This window comes from Winogradskyella wandonensis (assembly GCF_004346845.1).
GTDB lineage: Bacteria > Bacteroidota > Bacteroidia > Flavobacteriales > Flavobacteriaceae > Winogradskyella > Winogradskyella wandonensis.
The window spans coordinates 161,442-178,651 of the sequence record NZ_SMGI01000004.1; the positions used below are offsets into that span (position 1 = coordinate 161,442).

Below are 17,210 nucleotides of genomic sequence, written 5' to 3' on the forward strand. Positions count from 1 at the left end.
TTCAGTGAACAACCAAACTATTACATTTTCAAGTAGAAATCTTTGGTAAGATTAATGTAATCTTCAGTGTAGTTGTGTCTTCCATTTTCAATAATTAATTCTGAAATGGATAGCTCTCTTTTTTGAAATGAAAACTCAATCAGACTTCGTTTTATATTAGAGTGCGAATCGCCTTTTACATGAAGTATTCGGGAAGGGAATAAATTGAATTTTGATGCGAGTTCAATAAAACGTTTTTCTTCATTAAAGGGAATAACAACTGAGAACAAACCATTTTCTGACAATAGTTTTGAAACAGCATAAACCAAATGCTCAAAAGGCATGGCATCTTGAAATCTTGCTTTTTGGCGTGATGATTTAGTGTCTAAATTCTCTCCTTTTAGGAGAGATGCTGCAGGCAGAGTGGGCGAATAGAATGGTGGATTACAAACGATGGAGTCGTATTTATCATCGACTTCCTCTGTATATTCCAAAAGCGAGGCGTGATAACAAAAAAGGCGGTCGCTCCATGGCGAGTTTTCAAAATTATCGGCACATTGCTCGTAAGCATCATCATCAATTTCAATAGCTTCAATAAGTTGAGCGTTTGTGCGTTGTGCTAACATTAGCGATAATATACCAGTACCCGCGCCAATGTCTAGTACAGCAAATGGGTTGTGTTCTACAGAAGTCCATGCGCCAAGTAAGACGGCATCTGTCCCAATTTTCATGGCGCAACGGTCTTGTTCTACTGTGAATTGTTTGAATTTAAAAGAGTAAGAGCTCATTATTCCGAAAGATATAAATCTATCAAACCTTCTGGTGTATTAACAATTACCGTTTTGTTTGGTCTATCTACTTTCACAATAAATTCGTCATTCATAGGTATTAGGATTTCGACACCGTTTCTATCGACTTCAAACAGAGCCTGAGCAGTCGTATCGTTAACACCTACGATTCTGCCAACTTCACCGTAGTTTTCGTCATGTATCGTAAAGTTTATGACTTCATGAAAGTAAAATTTATTACCTTCTAGTTTTGGAAGTAGTTCAAGTGGTAGATATAAATCAGATTTTAAAAGTGCGTCAGCATCGGCTTCAGTATCTACGTCTTCAAACTTTAGGCGTAACAAATCAGATTTATGGAGCTGAGATGCTTCAATGAAAAATGGGACGAGATTCCCTCTTAGGTCTATAAAAATAGCATCTAAATTATCGTATAAATCAGGTTCATCTGTATCTAGTTTAGCTAAAAGTTCACCTTTAAAGCTATACTTCTTTACTATTTTCCCTAGGTAAAAACAATCGTCTTTTTTCATGATTTGAAATAAAAAACCCAGACACAAGCGGTCTGGGTTTAAAAGTATAAAAATTAATTTTTTATTCTTCTTCGTTTGATGCAACAGCTTCAACTTCATCAGACGCATCAACGTTTTCTGGAGTTTCAGGAGTTTCTTCAACTTCAGGTTGTGCAGCAGCTACACGAGCTTCGTTAACCGCTTTTTCAGCTTCTAACGCCTTAGCTCTAGCATCTGCTTCCGCTTTAGATAGTCCGTCAGCTTTGGCTTGTACTTTAGCAGCTTTTTCTTCTAACCAAGCGTTAAACTTAGCTTCAGCTTGCTCTTCAGTTAAAGCACCTTTCTTAACACCACCAGCTAAATGCTTTTTTAATAATGCACCTTTGTAAGATAAAATAGCTCTAGCCGTATCTGTAGGTTGTGCACCATTATCTAACCACTGTACGGCACCATCAACATTTAATTCGATAGTTGCAGGGTTAGTGTTTGGATTGTAAATTCCTAATTTCTCTAGGTACTTACCATCTCTTTTTGCGCGAGCATCAGCCGCAACAATCCAATAAAAAGGTTTTCCTTTTTTACCGTGTCTTTGTAATCTAATTTTTACAGGCATAATAATTAATTAGTTGAGGTTCTCGACCTCTGTTATTAATGAGGGCGCAAAGATAGTATATTTTTTTAATTTCTAAGGCTTTATGTCAAGTAAAGATTTCTCGAAAAAATAATATACTTTTGAAAGCTATTAAGTGTTACAGTTAATACATTATAAAGTAATAGAATGAATAAAAATATACTTTTACTACTACTAGTTCTTATTTTAGGTGGATGTGCCGATGAAGTGGAATTTAACAATCCTGCAATGCAGGCTAATTTTGAAGGGGATTCGTGGCGCGCCACATCTTTTGCTGGGGATATAGACTTTGGAGGTTTTATTTTTGAAGGTCGCAGAGGAACCGAAGTTTTGCAGATAATTACAGAAAACGATACTCGTGGTACTTTTGAGTTGACTCCAGAAAGTGTATCGAAAGCTATTTTTAGAGATGCAGAAGGAATTATTTACTCAACAAAGAATTTACCAGACCCAGAAATAACCATTTACCCGCCAGAAGGTGTAATCGTTGTTGATGATATTGATAATGCTGAGCCAAAACGAGTAACAGGCACATTTAGATTTACGGCATTTTCAGAAGATGGACTTAGGTCTGTTAACTTTATAAATGGTGTATTTTTTAAGGTGTCGTTATTAGGAGGTTTACAGGAACTTCCCGATTAGTTATTACGACAAACAATATTTTTAAGCTCCGATGTTCGGGGCTTTTTTGTTAACATTAGTTAAAGGCTGCTAAAACTTGTTAAGTCACTTGACATGACGTCTTATTTTCCTTATATTATCTATGATGTGATACAATAAGCATCCCAAAAGAAATTATTGAAATTTTTAAAAAATGATAAAAGATAGTATGAAGTACGAGAAAATTATTTCTGAAAAATTAAATGAATTATTAATAAAAAATTACGATGCTGAAAGAGGTTATATTAAAGCCATGAAAGAAGTGGATAATGTAAATCTAAAAAACTTTTTCAGTAACAGAGCAGAAGAGAGAAGTCGCTTCGCACGTCAATTACGAACCGAAATTTTAACCTATGGCGAATTACCAGAGGACTCAGGAAGTTTTAAAGGAACTATGCATAGAAACTGGATGTCTTTAAAAACAACATTTTCTTCAAATAACGAAGAAACCATCTTAGAAGAAGCCATTAGAGGTGAGAAAGCAAGTTTAGACGAATATAACGACTTAATTACAGATACAAATTTCCCAACAAGATTGGTAAACTTATTGCGAGAGCAGAGAAATGCTATAGAATCTGCAATAAAAAGTGTGAAACTATATGAAGAAGTATTGTCATAATACTTAATTGGGTTAAGCAGAAAGCTACGTGAAAACGTAGCTTTTTTTTGTTTAAAAGTCCTAATAACTTCACTTTAAAAAAGTAACAATTCTCTGTATTTTTATGGACTAATTTTTAATGATAAGGAACAAGGCTGTCTGAAAAGTATAGAATATTTAAATCTGTCACATTGAGCGTAGTCGAAATGCATTGAAATTCAATATTTTAATTTTCTCGACTACGCTCGAAATGACTGACAAAATTACTTTTCAGACAGCCTCTTTAGGGATAGGCTTATGTACTTAATATTCGATACCGAAACTACAGGTTTGCCCAAACGTTGGGATGCACCGATTACCGATACAGATAACTGGCCAAGAGCCATACAAATTGCATGGCAATTACATGATGCCATGGGAAATTGTATAGAGCATCAAGACTATTTAATTAAGCCTGACGGTTTCAATATTCCGTATGACGCGGAAAAAATTCACGGTATATCTACAGAGTTAGCCGAAGAGCAAGGTATTTCTCTTACTGAGGTTTTACAGAAGTTTAATATCGCCATGTCCAAAACAAAGTTCATCGTTGGACAAAATGTAGGTTTCGATATTAACATTATGGGCGCTGAATTTGTCCGAGCAGATGTGGCAAATCCCTTACAAGACTTACCAGTTTTAGATACTTGTACAGAACATACCGCTACGCTATGTCAAATTCCAGGCGGTCGAGGTGGCAAGTTTAAATTACCCACATTAACCGAGTTACACGAGTACCTCTTTAATCAACCCTTTGCAGAAGCGCATAATGCAACTGCCGATGTCGAAGCAACAACACGTTGTTTTTTAGAGCTGTTAAGGCGACGAGAATACACAAAAGAGCAACTTGATGTCGATGCTAGTTATTTTGAAGAATTTGGACAGCACAATCCTTCAAAAATTGAGGGTATAGGCTTAAATCATGTTAATTTAAAGCGCGAAAGTGCTAAGATTAATACTCGATTACAAAAGGAACAGGTAGAATCTATTCCGTCTGAAACAAATAGAGAAGCTGTCTCTAAGTTAAGTGATGCAGAATTTGCTCATTTACACAATCACTCTCAATTTTCTATATTACAATCTACCATAAGCATTAAAGACTTAGTGGATGCCGCTGCTAAAGAAAATATGCCTGCTGTAGCACTGACTGATCATGGAAATATGATGGGAGCTTTTCATTTTGTAAGCGCAGTTTCAGCGCATAACAAAAGTGTAGAAGCCCAACATGCGCAAACGAAAGAAAATGGAGAAGAAAAGAAAGGCCGTAAACTAAAACCTATAATTGGTTGCGAGTTTTTTGTTTGCGAAAACCATAAAGACAAAACGCGCAAGGACAATGGTTATCAAATTGTTCTATTAGCAAAAAATAAAAATGGATATCATAATCTTGCGAAACTATCTTCCGCCGCATTTACAGATGGTTTCTATTATGTACCAAGAATTGATAAGCAACTCATTGAGCAATACAAAGAAGATTTAATCTGCTTAACAGGAAATCTTTACGGAGAGGTGCCGAGTAAGATTTTAAATGTAGGCGAAAACCAAGCTGAAGATGCCTTAATTTGGTGGAAAAATACGTTTAAAGAAGATCTTTACATCGAAATAATGCGACATAATCAAGAAGATGAAAATCGCGTTAATCAGGTACTTATTCAATTTTCAAAAAAGCATCAAGTAAAGTTAGTTGCCACCAACAATACCTATTATGTAGAACAAGAAAATGCTAATGCTCACGATATCCTATTGTGTGTAAAAGATGGCGAAAAGCAAGCCACGCCAATTGGTCGAGGTCGCGGTTATCGTTATGGTTTACCAAATCAAGAGTATTATTTTAAGTCGTCGGAAGAAATGAAAGCATTATTCCGCGATATTCCAGAAGCTATTGTAAACATCGAAGAGGTCATAGATAAAGTTGAGCCTTACGAGTTAGCTAGAGACGTACTACTACCTGCTTTTGATATTCCAGACGAATTTAAACACGAAGAAGATAAAGCCGATGGCGGAAAACGTGGTGAAAACGCCTATCTACGACATCTCACTTACGAAGGTGCTAAAAAGCGTTATGGTGAATTAACAGAAGACATAAAAGAACGTCTCGATTTTGAGTTGGGCGTCATCGAAAAAACAGGCTATCCAGGTTATTTTTTAATTGTAGAAGATTTTATTCGCGAAGCCAGAAACATGGATGTTTCTGTTGGTCCAGGGCGAGGTTCTGCGGCAGGTTCTGTGGTTGCCTATTGCCTTTGGATAACCAATATAGACCCGATTAAGTACGACTTGCTTTTTGAGCGTTTCTTAAACCCAGATCGTGTAAGTATGCCAGATATTGATATCGATTTTGATGATGAAGGTCGTGGCCGCGTCATGCAATACGTTATTGATAAATACGGTGCTAATCAAGTGGCTCAAATTATCACTTACGGAACAATGGCTGCAAAATCCTCGATTAGAGATACAGCGCGTGTATTAGATTTACCTTTAAATGAAGCCGACCATATAGCCAAGCTAATTCCTAATATGTCTAAATTGGGAAAAATATTTGGTAAGAGTGAAAAGGAACTGGCATCTAAATTTCGTGCAGAGGAACTGGATAAGGTTAATCAGTTACTTAATATTTCTGATGGCGAAGATTTACAGGCCGAAACCGTTAATCAAGCAAGAGTTTTAGAAGGCTCCGTAAGAAATACGGGAATTCATGCCTGCGGTGTTATTATAACGCCTGGAGATATTACCAATTACGTTCCGGTCGCCACAGCCAAAGATTCCGATTTATACGTTACGCAATTCGATAACTCTGTAGTAGAAAGTGCCGGTTTGCTAAAAATGGATTTCTTGGGGTTAAAAACGTTGACCCTAATTAAAGATACCGTTAAAATTGTCAAGGCGAGACATGGCATTACGCTCGACCCAGAAAATTTTCCTTTAGATGATGAAGAAACCTACGCATTGTTTCAACGTGGTGAGACGGTAGGGATATTTCAGTACGAATCGCCTGGAATGCAAAAGCACATGAAGCATCTAAAGCCTACAGTTTTTGATGATTTAATCGCTATGAACGCCTTGTATCGTCCTGGTCCGATGGAATATATCCCGAGTTTTATTCGCCGTAAGCATGGCGAAGAAGAAATTGTTTACGATTTACCAGAATTAGAGGAGTATCTCAAGGAAACTTATGGTATAACAGTCTATCAAGAGCAAGTGATGTTGCTCTCTCAAAAGTTAGCTGATTTTACAAAAGGTGAAGCGGATGTTCTAAGAAAGGCCATGGGTAAAAAGCAGAAGGCGGTTTTGGATAAAATGAAGCCAAAGTTTATCTCCCAAGCGGCTGCAAAAGGTATGGACGAAAAAAAGCTCGAAAAAATCTGGAAAGATTGGGAAGCTTTTGCCAGTTACGCTTTTAACAAATCGCACTCAACATGTTATGCTTGGATTGCTTACCAAACGGCGTATCTAAAAGCACATTATCCTGCAGAATATATGGCAGCGGTTTTGAGTAATAACATGAATGATATTAAGTCCGTTACCTTCTTTATGGAAGAGTGTAAGCGTATGCGTTTGCCAGTACTTGGACCAAGTGTTAATGAGAGTTATTATAAGTTTTCTGTAAATAAAGACAATGCTGTTCGTTTTGGGATGGGCGCCATAAAAGGTGTTGGTCACGGTGCCGTAAAAACGATTGTTGAAAACCGAAAAAAAGATGGAAATTATAAGTCAATTTTCGATTTAGCAAAACGAATAGATTTACGGGCTGCTAACAAAAAATCTTTTGAAGGACTTGCTAATGCTGGTGGTTTTGATTGTTTCGAGGACACACACCGCGCACAATATTTTGCTCACGATGGTGACGGAATCACATTTTTAGAAAAAGCCATGAAATATGGTGCTAAATACCAAGAAAACGAAAACTCTGCACAGGTTAGTTTATTTGGTGAAGCTAGTGGTGTGGAGATAGCAGAGCCGCAAGTACCACCATGCGAAGATTGGGGAACAATGGAGAAGCTGTCGCGCGAAAAAGAAGTGGTGGGGATTTATATCTCTGGGCATCCGTTAGACGATTTTAAAATTGAAATGAAAAACTTTTGCAACGGTGTTATTGCCGATTTTAATGATTTAGAAAAACTAATAAATCAGAATATTAAATTCGGCGGCGTAGTCACCGAAGTGCAACACCGCATAAGCAAACAAGGTAAAGGTTGGGCAATGTTTACGATTGAAGATTATTCTGATAGTTTCGATTTTAGAATTTTTGGAGAGGATTATCTTAAATTTCGTCATTTTTTAGTTCAAAATTCATTTGTTCATGTGCAAGCATTTGTAAAAGAAGGTTGGGTAAATCGTGAGACTGGAAAGAGAGGAGAACCGCGTATTCAGTTTAACAACTTTCAGTTATTACACGATGTCATGGATACCTATGCTAAGAAATTATCGGTTCAGCTCGACATAAAGGAGATAGAAGAAAATACCATTAAAGATTTACAAGATATGTTCAGGGCTCATGAGGGAAACAATAGCTTAAATTTTATTATCTACGATAATTCCGATAAAATTAAGCTTACAATGCCTAGTCGAAAGCAAAAAGTAAAGATTTCTCAAGAGTTACTTAATGGGTTATCAGAACGTGATATCAACTACAAATTAAATTGATATTAAGGAGGTGTGGGAAGACAGGAGTTCGCCCCTTGATATTACACGACTGAAAATTGAACTACAAATACAATAATGTAAGTCTATGTATCAATAGTCAAATCAAATGCGCCGAGTGTAAGGTTTGGCAGAATTTTTGACTAATTTTGTATATTAAATTAAAGTAGAATACAATTAAACTAAATATTATGGCATTAGAAATAACAGATGCAACTTTTGAAGAGCAAGTATTAAATAGCGACAAACCTGTGATGGTAGATTTTTGGGCAGCATGGTGTGGTCCTTGTCGTATGGTTGGTCCCATTATAGACGAGATTAGTAATGAGTACGAAGGAAAGGCTGTTGTAGGTAAGGTAGATGTAGACGCTAACCAAGAGTTTGCAGCTAAATATGGTGTAAGAAACATTCCTACGGTTTTGGTATTTCAGAACGGGGAAGTAGTAGGCAGACAAGTTGGCGTAGCACCTAAGAATGCTTATGCAGAAGCTTTAGATGCACTTTTATAGACTATCACTCTAAAAGAAATGATAAAAGGTTTGTCGGTATGGCAAACCTTTTTTAGTTTGTAACTTATTAATAATTTGAAAAAAAATCTTCCCTCTGGGAAGATGTCGCTTTTGCGTAATATTGAACGTAAGAAGCTAATTACTTCCCTTTGGGAAGGTTAGGATGGGAAAATGGATTTAAGAAAAGAATTAGATAAAGCAGGCGGTTTTAAAAACCTTGAGTTGTTAGCCAAACAAGTCGTTGAAGGTTTTATTGCAGGGATGCATAAAAGTCCCTTTCATGGCTTTTCTGCTGAATTTGCAGAACATAAAATTTATAATCAGGGTGAAAGTACTAAGCATATCGATTGGAAGCTCTATGCAAAAACAGACAGATTGTACACCAAACGTTACGACGAGGAAACCAATCTCCGTTGTCATCTTATTGTAGATAATAGTGCATCGATGCATTATCCAGAATCTGGCGGTTCTACAATAGATAATTTGAACAAAATAGCCTTTTCAGCCTTAGCAGCGGCATGCGTAATGAATATTTTAAAAAAGCAGCGCGATGCTGTGGGTTTGAGTCTTTACAGTGATGATTATGACTTCTATGCACCAGAAAAAGGGAGCGAGCGCCATCATCAGATGTTACTAAGTAAGCTAAGTGAAGCTGTAGTTCATAAAAAAGAAACAAAAACAACAGAAACTTATAAGTATTTGCATCAAATTGCAGAGAAAATTCATCGACGGTCATTGATATTTGTATTTACCGATATGTTTCAAACATCAGAAGAAGATGAAAAGATATTTGAAGCGTTACGGCATTTAAAACATAATAAGCACGAAGTCGTTGTGTTTCATGTTTTCGATAGAGAAAAGGAATTAACGCTTAATTTTGATAATAGACCCAAACGATTTGTCGATGTAGAAACTGGAGAAACCATAGATTTATATCCAGATACTGTCAAAGAAAATTACGAAATTGCAGTAAAAGACTATTTCAAAAATCTAAAATTAAGATGTGGACAATACCGAATAAAGTATGTTGAAGCAGATATAAACAAAGGCTTTGATAGTATTTTAACCACATATATGATTGAGCGACAAAAATTTGCCTGAGTAAAGTAATATTTTTTCTTTTTTTATTTGCGGAATTAAAAATGCAGTGTATATTTGCCCTCGCAATTAAGCAACGGTCTGGTAGTTCAGTTGGTTAGAATATCTGCCTGTCACGCAGGGGGTCGCGGGTTCGAGTCCCGTCCAGACCGCAAATTGCCCAAGCTCTAAGAGATTAGAGCTTTTTTTGGCAATAAAAGTGTTGTGTTGTTCTAGCCCCGAGGCTTCGGGACTAGAGTAGTTGTAAGATTCCTAAGACATTTAGGAAATTACCAATGAGAAGCTTTCCTTTTTTCTGCATAGAAAATCGGAATGCTTTTTTGTTTTAGAGAAGTTTTAAGAGAGTAAATAGTGCATTTTATCGTTTAAAATATACATTTAATCGATAAATGTACTAATTAGAATGATTTTTTACGTTCTTTGATAACCTCTTTGATAAAGCCCTAAATAAACTTATCATAGACTTTAATTAATCCATTGACGCTTTTACTTGTACGTAAAGGCTTTTCTTGTTTAGTACAGTTATAAATTTTAAACGAAATTAACTAAATAAGAATCTTATGAAAGCTTTAAAAATTACGTTATTATTAGTAGCTGTAGTTGTGTTAACCGTATCAGTTGTGTCTAAGGATAATGCTATACAAGACGAAACTAATACTTACAAGGAGTATACTCCAAAAAAACTTGTCATAGATAAGAAAAAGAGAAAACTTCAAACAGTTTCTTAAAGATTAACTATAATATTTAAGATTTGATAGTCGAAAGTATATAGTACTTAATTCATCCCCACACAGTTTCAGGTATTGAATAAAGATATATAAGTCCTTGCCAGATTTTGGTAAAGGACTTTTCGGGTTTTATTATATGTAATTAAATTCTTTTTTGCATATTTTTGGGTAAACTCCGTACGATTTGATAAAGTCTCAGATACTTTCTGTTTATATTTTATTCTTCATTGGTAATATTGGTTTGAGTCAAGACAGAAAATTGCAAGACTCGATTAATAAATATTATTGGCTTTCGAAAGACTCTGAGCTAGATTCAAAACTGCGCCTTGATTTTGCTATTAAAGCAAAAAAATATTCTGATGAATTAGGAGTAGATTCTGTAAAACTTTATGTTCAGAGGACATTATCTACTAATTATTTTGATAATCAGTTATTCGACTCTTATGTAAGATTAAATCAGGAGAATTTTAAATTAGCTCAAAAACTGAAGGATACTTCCGCTTTACAAGCATCTACCAAAAATCTTGGTTCTTATTATCTCTATACAGAGCAAATAGACAGTTCATATTATTATTACACTAAGAAATTAGATTATTTTTCGTTCAATGATATTTCTATAGAAAAAGCGGAGACCCTAACAGCTCTAGCAGATATTCAGCAAGAAGAAAAGGCGTATACCGGAGCAGAAGAGGATGTGATAAGTGCAATAAGAATCCTAAATCAATTACCTGAAAATGAAGACTCTCTGTACCTTAATTGGAGTTTATACAACCTTTTAGCTATCATCGCAAAAAATACTCTAAATAAGCAGAAGGCAATTGAGTATTATGATAAATCCATCTCTTTTTCAAAAAAAATGGAAGATGGCTTTGGTTATGAGATATATTCAATTAACAACAAAGCAAACGCCTACAGAGAATTTGGAGAGTATTCTAAAGCTCTCGAGCTTTTCAATGGCTTAGTAGATTTAAAAGTCAAATATGAAAAAGACGAACCCGACTTTTATCCTGCAGTTTTACTAAATATAGCTAAAACAAAGTTTGAATCTAATAAGTATGATTTCAAAGACATAGAAAATCGATTAAAAGAAGCGTATAATTTATTTGTAAAAATCGAAGATAATTACGGGAGAATGGCAACAGCACTCGAGTTCACTCGTTTGTACAAAAAACATTCTTACCTTGATTTAGCAATAAAATTTGGTAATGAAACTTTAGAAATATCGAACGAGGTTTCTAATAACGAATATAAAATGGATGCCCTAATAGAGCTTTCGTATTTATATGACGATGGTAAAGGGAAAGACTTTCTTAGACAACATATTAAACTTCAAGATAGTCTTCAAAAAGAAGAGCGGTTAGTTAAAAATAAGTTCGCCAGAGTTAAATTTGACACAGATCAGATAGAGGCAGAAAATAAGCAAATATCTAGAGAAAATCTTATCCTTTTTATATCGCTTTTAGGGTTATTCGTAGCGGGTGTTTTGATATATATAATTTTATCGCAAAGGGCAAAAAATAAAGAATTACGTCTTATACAAGAGCAGCAGAAGGCTAATGAAGAGATTTATAATTTAATGCTAGGCCAGCAAGATAAGGTAGAAGAAGCGCGAGCGCAAGAAAAGATTAGGGTATCTAAAGAATTGCATGATGGCGTTCTTGGCCGACTGTTTGGAGCGCGATTAAGCCTAGATAGTTTAAATTTTTCAGAAGGAAAAGAGGCCATCATGAATCGTGCAAACTACATTAGTCAGCTTAAAACTATAGAAGACGATATTCGTAAAATTTCTCACGAGATGAATGCCGACTTTGTTTCTGGTTCTGGGTTTATGGATATCGTTTCAGAATTAATCGAAAATCAGACCAAAGCCTACGGTTTCACTTATAACTTTAATTACACAGACGATTTTAGTTGGGAGTTTGTACCAAACAAAACAAAAATTAATATTTATAGAATATTACAAGAGTCCATGCAGAATATCTATAAACATGCAGAGGCAAAACATGTTAAAATTGATATTTTAAGAAATAATGATGAGATTAATATTTACATTGTAGATGATGGTAAAGGCTTCGACACCACTAAATCGAAAAGAGGAATAGGACTAAAAAATATGACATCGCGAGTTACAGAGATTGATGGAAAAATTTCGTTTCGTTCTAAACCAGGAGAAGGCACATCAGTAAAAGTTAAAATCCCCTATAAAGTATAATTAACCTACAAACAATGCAGAAACTTAAAATTCTTATGGTCGACGATCACCCTATTATAATAGAGGGTTATATGAACGTTTTAATGGCTACAAAAAAGGACGACCAAGAATTAACTATAGATACTGCCAATAATTGTGATATGGCAGAAATTATGATTAATAGAGCTTCAAAAGAAGAACATTATGATATCTGTTTTTTCGATATTAGTTTGCCACCATCCCAAGATGGAAAATACACCTCAGGAGAAGACTTAGCCAAACTGGCAAAGAGGGTTTTACCAGATACAAAGATTATAATTTTAACGATGTTTAATGAGTCTTTTAGAATTCATAATATTATTCGAGAAATTAATCCTGATGGTTTTTTAATTAAAAGTGATTTAACCTCGATGGAGTTGGCAGACGCTTTTCAGCATATTCTTAAATCACCACCATATTATAGTAGTACGGTACATAATTTTGTAAAGCAGACCTTTACAAGTGACATTTATGTAGATGATATCAACAGAAAAATATTGTACTTACTATCGCAAGGTATTAAAACCAAAAGCTTACTAGACCACATACCATTGTCTATGAGCGCTATAGAAAAACGAAAAAAGCAACTTAAACTTTTATTTTCTGTTGAAGACGGAAAAGACGAAACATTGCTTGAGGAAGCAAAGCAGAAAGGATTTATCTAAAATAGTTGCTGTTTTTTTAGTCTTAAAAACTACCCGAAAGGTCTGTTATTATTGAAAACTACGGTTTTTCCGCATCATGTTTACGGTTTTTCCGTAACAAAATATTAATACGCTTTACTACATTTACACCAGTCAACAAGAATTAATTAATCCCTCTTAAGCAATTGTTGAATTAATAGCTTTAAAACCTAGTAGTAAATCGACCGATGATTAACTGCTAGGTTTTTTAATACCTTTTACTTTCTTTTTTAACTAAAAAATTAGTTTAAACTAAAATTTTAGTTATATTTACAACATATTCTAATCAAACATTTAGTTCTAATGAAGCAACTTACAAAGGCAGAAGAGGAGATTATGCAGACATTATGGCAATTAAAAAAAGCCAATGTAAAATCTATTATAGATAAGCTACCAGAGCCAAAACCGGCATATAATACAGTGTCTACAATTGTTAGAATTTTAGAATCTAAAGGGTTTGTAGATTATGAAAAACAGGGAAAAGGACATGTTTACTTCCCAATCGTAGATAAAGAGGTTTATAGCAACCAGTCTATAAATAAGTTGGTAGATAATTATTTTCAAGGCTCTTTTAAAAGTATGGTATCGTTTTTTGTAAAAAAGAACGATGTCGATGTTAACGATATTGAAGCTTTATTAAAGGAAATTAATAAACCAGACTAGTCATGCTACATTATATATTACAAATCATAGCGTTTCAGGTTGTATTTCTATTGGTTTACGATTTGTTTTTAAAACGCGAAACGTTTTTTAATTACAACAGAGTTTATTTGTTGGGTACAGCAATACTTTCATTTGTGCTTCCTTTTATAAAGTTAGAAACTATTAAAGCAGTTGTTCCAGACGAGTTTGTAGTGGTATTGCCAGAAGTTATTATTGGCAATATTAACCCACCAACAGAGTTAGATACTCACATAGCCCTACAAACAGGTATTGTTTTGGACGAGCCAAGCATGCCTATCTGGCAAATGGTCTTTTATGCAGGAGCGATTTTAGCAACATTACTTTTTGTCTTCAAATTTATGAAGTTGTATTGGTTAAAATTCAATAATCCAAAACGATGGCGAGGTAATGTACTTATTGTAAAACTGCTTAAAAGTTCCGCTGCATTTTCATTTTTCAACACCATTTTTTTAGGCGAGAAAATTTCTGAAGACGAGCAGCCTACAATATTAAAACATGAGTTAGTACATGTTAAACAACTGCATAGTATCGATTTATTAGTCTTCGAGGTTATGCGAATTCTACTTTGGTTCAATCCTTTGGTTTATATGTATCAAAATAGAATAAAGGTGTTACACGAATATATAGCAGATGACATTGCCGTAAAACAAGGCGGTAAGAAATCCTATTATCAAGATTTGCTTAATCAAGTTTTTGAAACACAAAGTCTTTCCTTTACCAATACTTTTTTTAAATCATCATTAATCAAAAAACGAATAGCTATGTTACAAAAATCAAAATCAAAACAAATAGCATTAGTCAAATACACTTTGCTTATTCCAATAGTATTTGGGATGCTTATTTATACCTCTGCTGAGGTAAAAGCACAGGAACCGGAAAGTAAAACGATTACAGAAGTTATTGAAGTACAAGAGATTTCAGAGAAAGAATTAATAGATAAGTATTACAAGCAAATGAAAGCTATTGAGAAATCAGATGGTATTTCAAAAGTTATGGATCTGATAAATTTTGACATTAGTAAATTTAGAATGTCTTTAGATGAATATGCTAGACTAAGTGCTTTGAATAGAGTTATGCTTATTGATAAAATTGAGAAAAAAATTCTAGAAAAAACAGCTACAAAAAGTGATAAAGAAGCATTAAAGCAGCTTAAGGGTGATTATAAAACTTATGCTGAATATGTGGAAAGAACCAAAACAGAAGATTATGGGCGTAAGTGGGAGACTTTTAGTGACGAAAGCACATTAAGACTTTATGTAAAAGATGTAAAGAACCTTGATGAGTCTGAAAAAGATAGAATGGCAGAAAAGATAGAGTTAATAAATAAAGACAGCTACTGGGACGAACTATTAATTTCCGACGGTAATCAATCGCAACGAATGACATTTCATAAAGAGAATGATGAAGTCGTTTCTGTAGATAATGTAGTTAATAAACCTATAGTTACCGATGCTACTGAAACTGTTGAAGTACCTTATGCAGTTGTAGAAAATATACCAACTTTTGAAGAGTGCAAGGACTTACCTTCTACAGACCGAAAAAAATGTACCTCGCAAAAGATAGCTTCTTTTGTAAATAAAAATTTTAATACAGATTTAGCAACTAAATTAGGTTTGGTAGGTAGACAGCGCATTTCGGTATTCTTTAAAATAAATAAAGAAGGTGATGTCAGTTCTATTGCAGCAAGAGCACCGCATCCAAGATTAGAAGAAGAAGCTAAACGTGTTATTGCCATGCTACCGCAATTTATTCCCGGAACACAAAAAGGAAAGCCTGTGGTTGTACCGTACAGTTTGCCTATACTTTTCCAGGTAAATAATACTCCTATTAATCCGGCACTAAACCCAAATCCAGAAAAAAAAGTTTTAGACTATGACGATGTCGTAGGCAGTGGTGTTGCATACTCTGTTATAGACAAAGCACCTGTATCTATCGAATGCCAAAACCTTGAAAAAGCAGAGGAAAAAAAGAAGTGCACCAGCCAATCCGTTGCAAAGTTTGTCAACAGAAATTTTAATATGGGTATAGCATCAGAACTAGGGTTAGAAGATTGGCAGCGTATTTTTGTTGGTTTTAAAATAGGCACGGATGGGAAAGTGCATTCTGCTTATGCAAGAGCAGTACATCCACGATTAGAAGAAGAGGCAGTTCGAGTGGTTAATGCTTTACCAGCATTTATTCCTGGAGAACAAGAAGGCCAAAAAGTAGATGTATTATACTCTTTGCCAATAATGTTTCAAGTTGCACCAAAAACCACGAAAAACTAAATGCTCAAAAGACTCACAATTCTAATTATATTTATACAATTCAATGCCGAAGCTCAGTCTTCGGCATTACAGCTTGGAGATAGTTTGTACGCCAACGGTAATTATTCTAAAGCCATAAAAGCTTACGAGAAGCACACAAATCAAGATGAAGTTTACGATAAAATAGCCAAAGCATATCTAGCTATAGGGAATAATGGAAAAGCATTAGACAATTATAAAAAAGGTGTCGAAGCCAATCCTAAAGACGCATTAATAAAGTTTGAATATGCCAAGTTATTATCTCGCTCAAAAAAGTATGCCGAAGCTTCAGACTTGTTTGAAGAGCTTATCTATGTCGATTATAAAAATCCTAACTATCACTATCAGAAAGGTGTAGTGTTAGAAAAGTTAAAGGATTCCACCTTTTTAAATCGCTATCTCTCGGCTTATCAATTAGACCCAACACATCAGAAAGCCATTTTCAAAATTGCTAAATATTATCTCATAAAACGCAAGCATCAAACCTCCCATAAGTATATCGATAAGGGTTTGGAGAGTTATGCTGAGAATGTAGAATTAATAAGTCTAAAAGCGCAAAATTACTATCATCAAGATTACATAAAAGAGGCCATTATCTGGTTCAATAAGTTATTAGATTTAGGGGAATCTTCAGAATTTATTCATGAAAAACTAAGTATTTGTTATGCAAAAAACTATGATTACGAGAAAGCCATTTTTCATCGAAAAAAAGTGCTAGACTACAATCCGTACGATGCGACATCAATGTATGTTATAGGAACTTATTATGAGGAGTTGAAAGACTATGAAAAGGCGGAGGAATACATAAGTAAATCATTAAAACTGCAAGACAAACCACTAAATGACGAATACGTTAAACTAGGAAGACTATATAATTTTCAGAAGCAATACGAGAAAGCTATTTCAGCTTTTCAAAAAGCTGTAAAAGAAGATTCGAAGGATATTTTTGCAAAGTTCGCTATTATCCGAACAAAGGACGAATATTACGCAGACAGGAACGCCGTTATAAAACTATATGAAGATTTTATCGAACGAAATTCTGCAAACGAAGTCTATACGCGCTTTGCACAAATTAGACTAAAAGAACTCAAGGAAGAGGGGTTTATGAAAAAAGACTAGTGCGTCTCAGAGTTTTAGCATCTTTTAAG

The 17,210-nt window shown here is 34.6% G+C and carries 14 protein-coding genes and 1 tRNA gene; 12 read left to right on the top strand and 3 right to left on the bottom strand.

Annotation, left to right across the window (positions count from 1 at the left end; all coding sequences use genetic code 11):
* Positions 1-20 precede the first annotated feature (20 nt).
* The 3 genes from DFQ05_RS11640 to DFQ05_RS11650 form a co-directional block, all read right to left on the bottom strand.
* Positions 21-767 carry a tRNA1(Val) (adenine(37)-N6)-methyltransferase gene (locus DFQ05_RS11640; protein WP_132705584.1) on the bottom strand — a complete coding sequence of 249 codons (747 nt, stop codon included), beginning with the start codon at positions 765-767 and terminating at the stop codon, positions 21-23.
* Complete coding sequence (gene rimM, locus DFQ05_RS11645) at positions 767-1,297, bottom strand: ribosome maturation factor RimM (protein WP_132705585.1); 531 nt, start codon at positions 1,295-1,297, stop codon at positions 767-769. The genes DFQ05_RS11640 and rimM overlap by 1 nt, the downstream gene beginning before the upstream one ends.
* 61 nt (positions 1,298-1,358) lie before the next feature.
* The gene (locus tag DFQ05_RS11650; protein WP_132705586.1) at positions 1,359-1,889 is read right to left on the bottom strand and encodes a 30S ribosomal protein S16; all 531 of its coding nucleotides are present in this window, start codon (positions 1,887-1,889) and stop codon (positions 1,359-1,361) included.
* Between the two features lie 165 nt (positions 1,890-2,054).
* Here DFQ05_RS11650 and DFQ05_RS11655 point away from each other — a divergent pair, with 165 nt between their 5' ends.
* The 12 genes from DFQ05_RS11655 (at position 2,055) to DFQ05_RS11705 (ending at position 17,181) form a co-directional block, all read left to right on the top strand.
* Positions 2,055-2,549 carry a DUF6252 domain-containing protein gene (locus DFQ05_RS11655; protein ID WP_132705587.1) on the top strand — a complete coding sequence of 165 codons (495 nt, stop codon included), beginning with the start codon at positions 2,055-2,057 and terminating at the stop codon, positions 2,547-2,549.
* A 172-nt stretch (positions 2,550-2,721) separates the two neighbouring features.
* Positions 2,722-3,186 carry a ferritin-like domain-containing protein gene (locus tag DFQ05_RS11660; protein ID WP_241974260.1) on the top strand — a complete coding sequence of 155 codons (465 nt, stop codon included), beginning with the start codon at positions 2,722-2,724 and terminating at the stop codon, positions 3,184-3,186.
* Positions 3,187-3,462: 276 nt separating this feature from the next.
* The gene (dnaE, locus tag DFQ05_RS11665; RefSeq protein ID WP_132705588.1) at positions 3,463-7,848 is read left to right on the top strand and encodes a DNA polymerase III subunit alpha; all 4,386 of its coding nucleotides are present in this window, start codon (positions 3,463-3,465) and stop codon (positions 7,846-7,848) included.
* A 188-nt stretch (positions 7,849-8,036) separates the two neighbouring features.
* Complete coding sequence (trxA, locus tag DFQ05_RS11670) at positions 8,037-8,354, top strand: thioredoxin (RefSeq protein ID WP_132705589.1); 318 nt, start codon at positions 8,037-8,039, stop codon at positions 8,352-8,354.
* 171 nt (positions 8,355-8,525) lie between these two features.
* Positions 8,526-9,455 (top strand): DUF58 domain-containing protein, encoded by a 930-nt coding sequence (locus DFQ05_RS11675; protein WP_132705590.1) that lies wholly within the window; start codon positions 8,526-8,528, stop codon positions 9,453-9,455.
* Positions 9,456-9,530: 75 nt separating this feature from the next.
* A tRNA-Asp gene (locus DFQ05_RS11680) sits at positions 9,531-9,604 on the top strand.
* 408 nt (positions 9,605-10,012) lie between these two features.
* Complete coding sequence (locus DFQ05_RS13620) at positions 10,013-10,180, top strand: hypothetical protein (RefSeq protein ID WP_158281915.1); 168 nt, start codon at positions 10,013-10,015, stop codon at positions 10,178-10,180.
* A gap of 184 nt (positions 10,181-10,364) precedes the next feature.
* The gene (locus DFQ05_RS11685; RefSeq protein ID WP_132705591.1) at positions 10,365-12,392 is read left to right on the top strand and encodes a tetratricopeptide repeat-containing sensor histidine kinase; all 2,028 of its coding nucleotides are present in this window, start codon (positions 10,365-10,367) and stop codon (positions 12,390-12,392) included.
* A gap of 14 nt (positions 12,393-12,406) precedes the next feature.
* Entirely contained in the window at positions 12,407-13,075 is a 669-nt protein-coding gene (locus DFQ05_RS11690; protein WP_132705592.1) for a response regulator, read from the top strand.
* Positions 13,076-13,396: 321 nt separating this feature from the next.
* Positions 13,397-13,756 (top strand): BlaI/MecI/CopY family transcriptional regulator, encoded by a 360-nt coding sequence (locus DFQ05_RS11695; protein ID WP_132705593.1) that lies wholly within the window; start codon positions 13,397-13,399, stop codon positions 13,754-13,756.
* Between the two features lie 2 nt (positions 13,757-13,758).
* On the top strand, positions 13,759-16,044 hold the full coding sequence (locus DFQ05_RS11700) for a M56 family metallopeptidase (protein WP_132705594.1): 2,286 nt from the start codon (positions 13,759-13,761) through the stop codon (positions 16,042-16,044).
* Entirely contained in the window at positions 16,045-17,181 is a 1,137-nt protein-coding gene (locus DFQ05_RS11705; RefSeq protein WP_132705595.1) for a tetratricopeptide repeat protein, read from the top strand.
* Positions 17,182-17,210 lie beyond the last annotated feature (29 nt).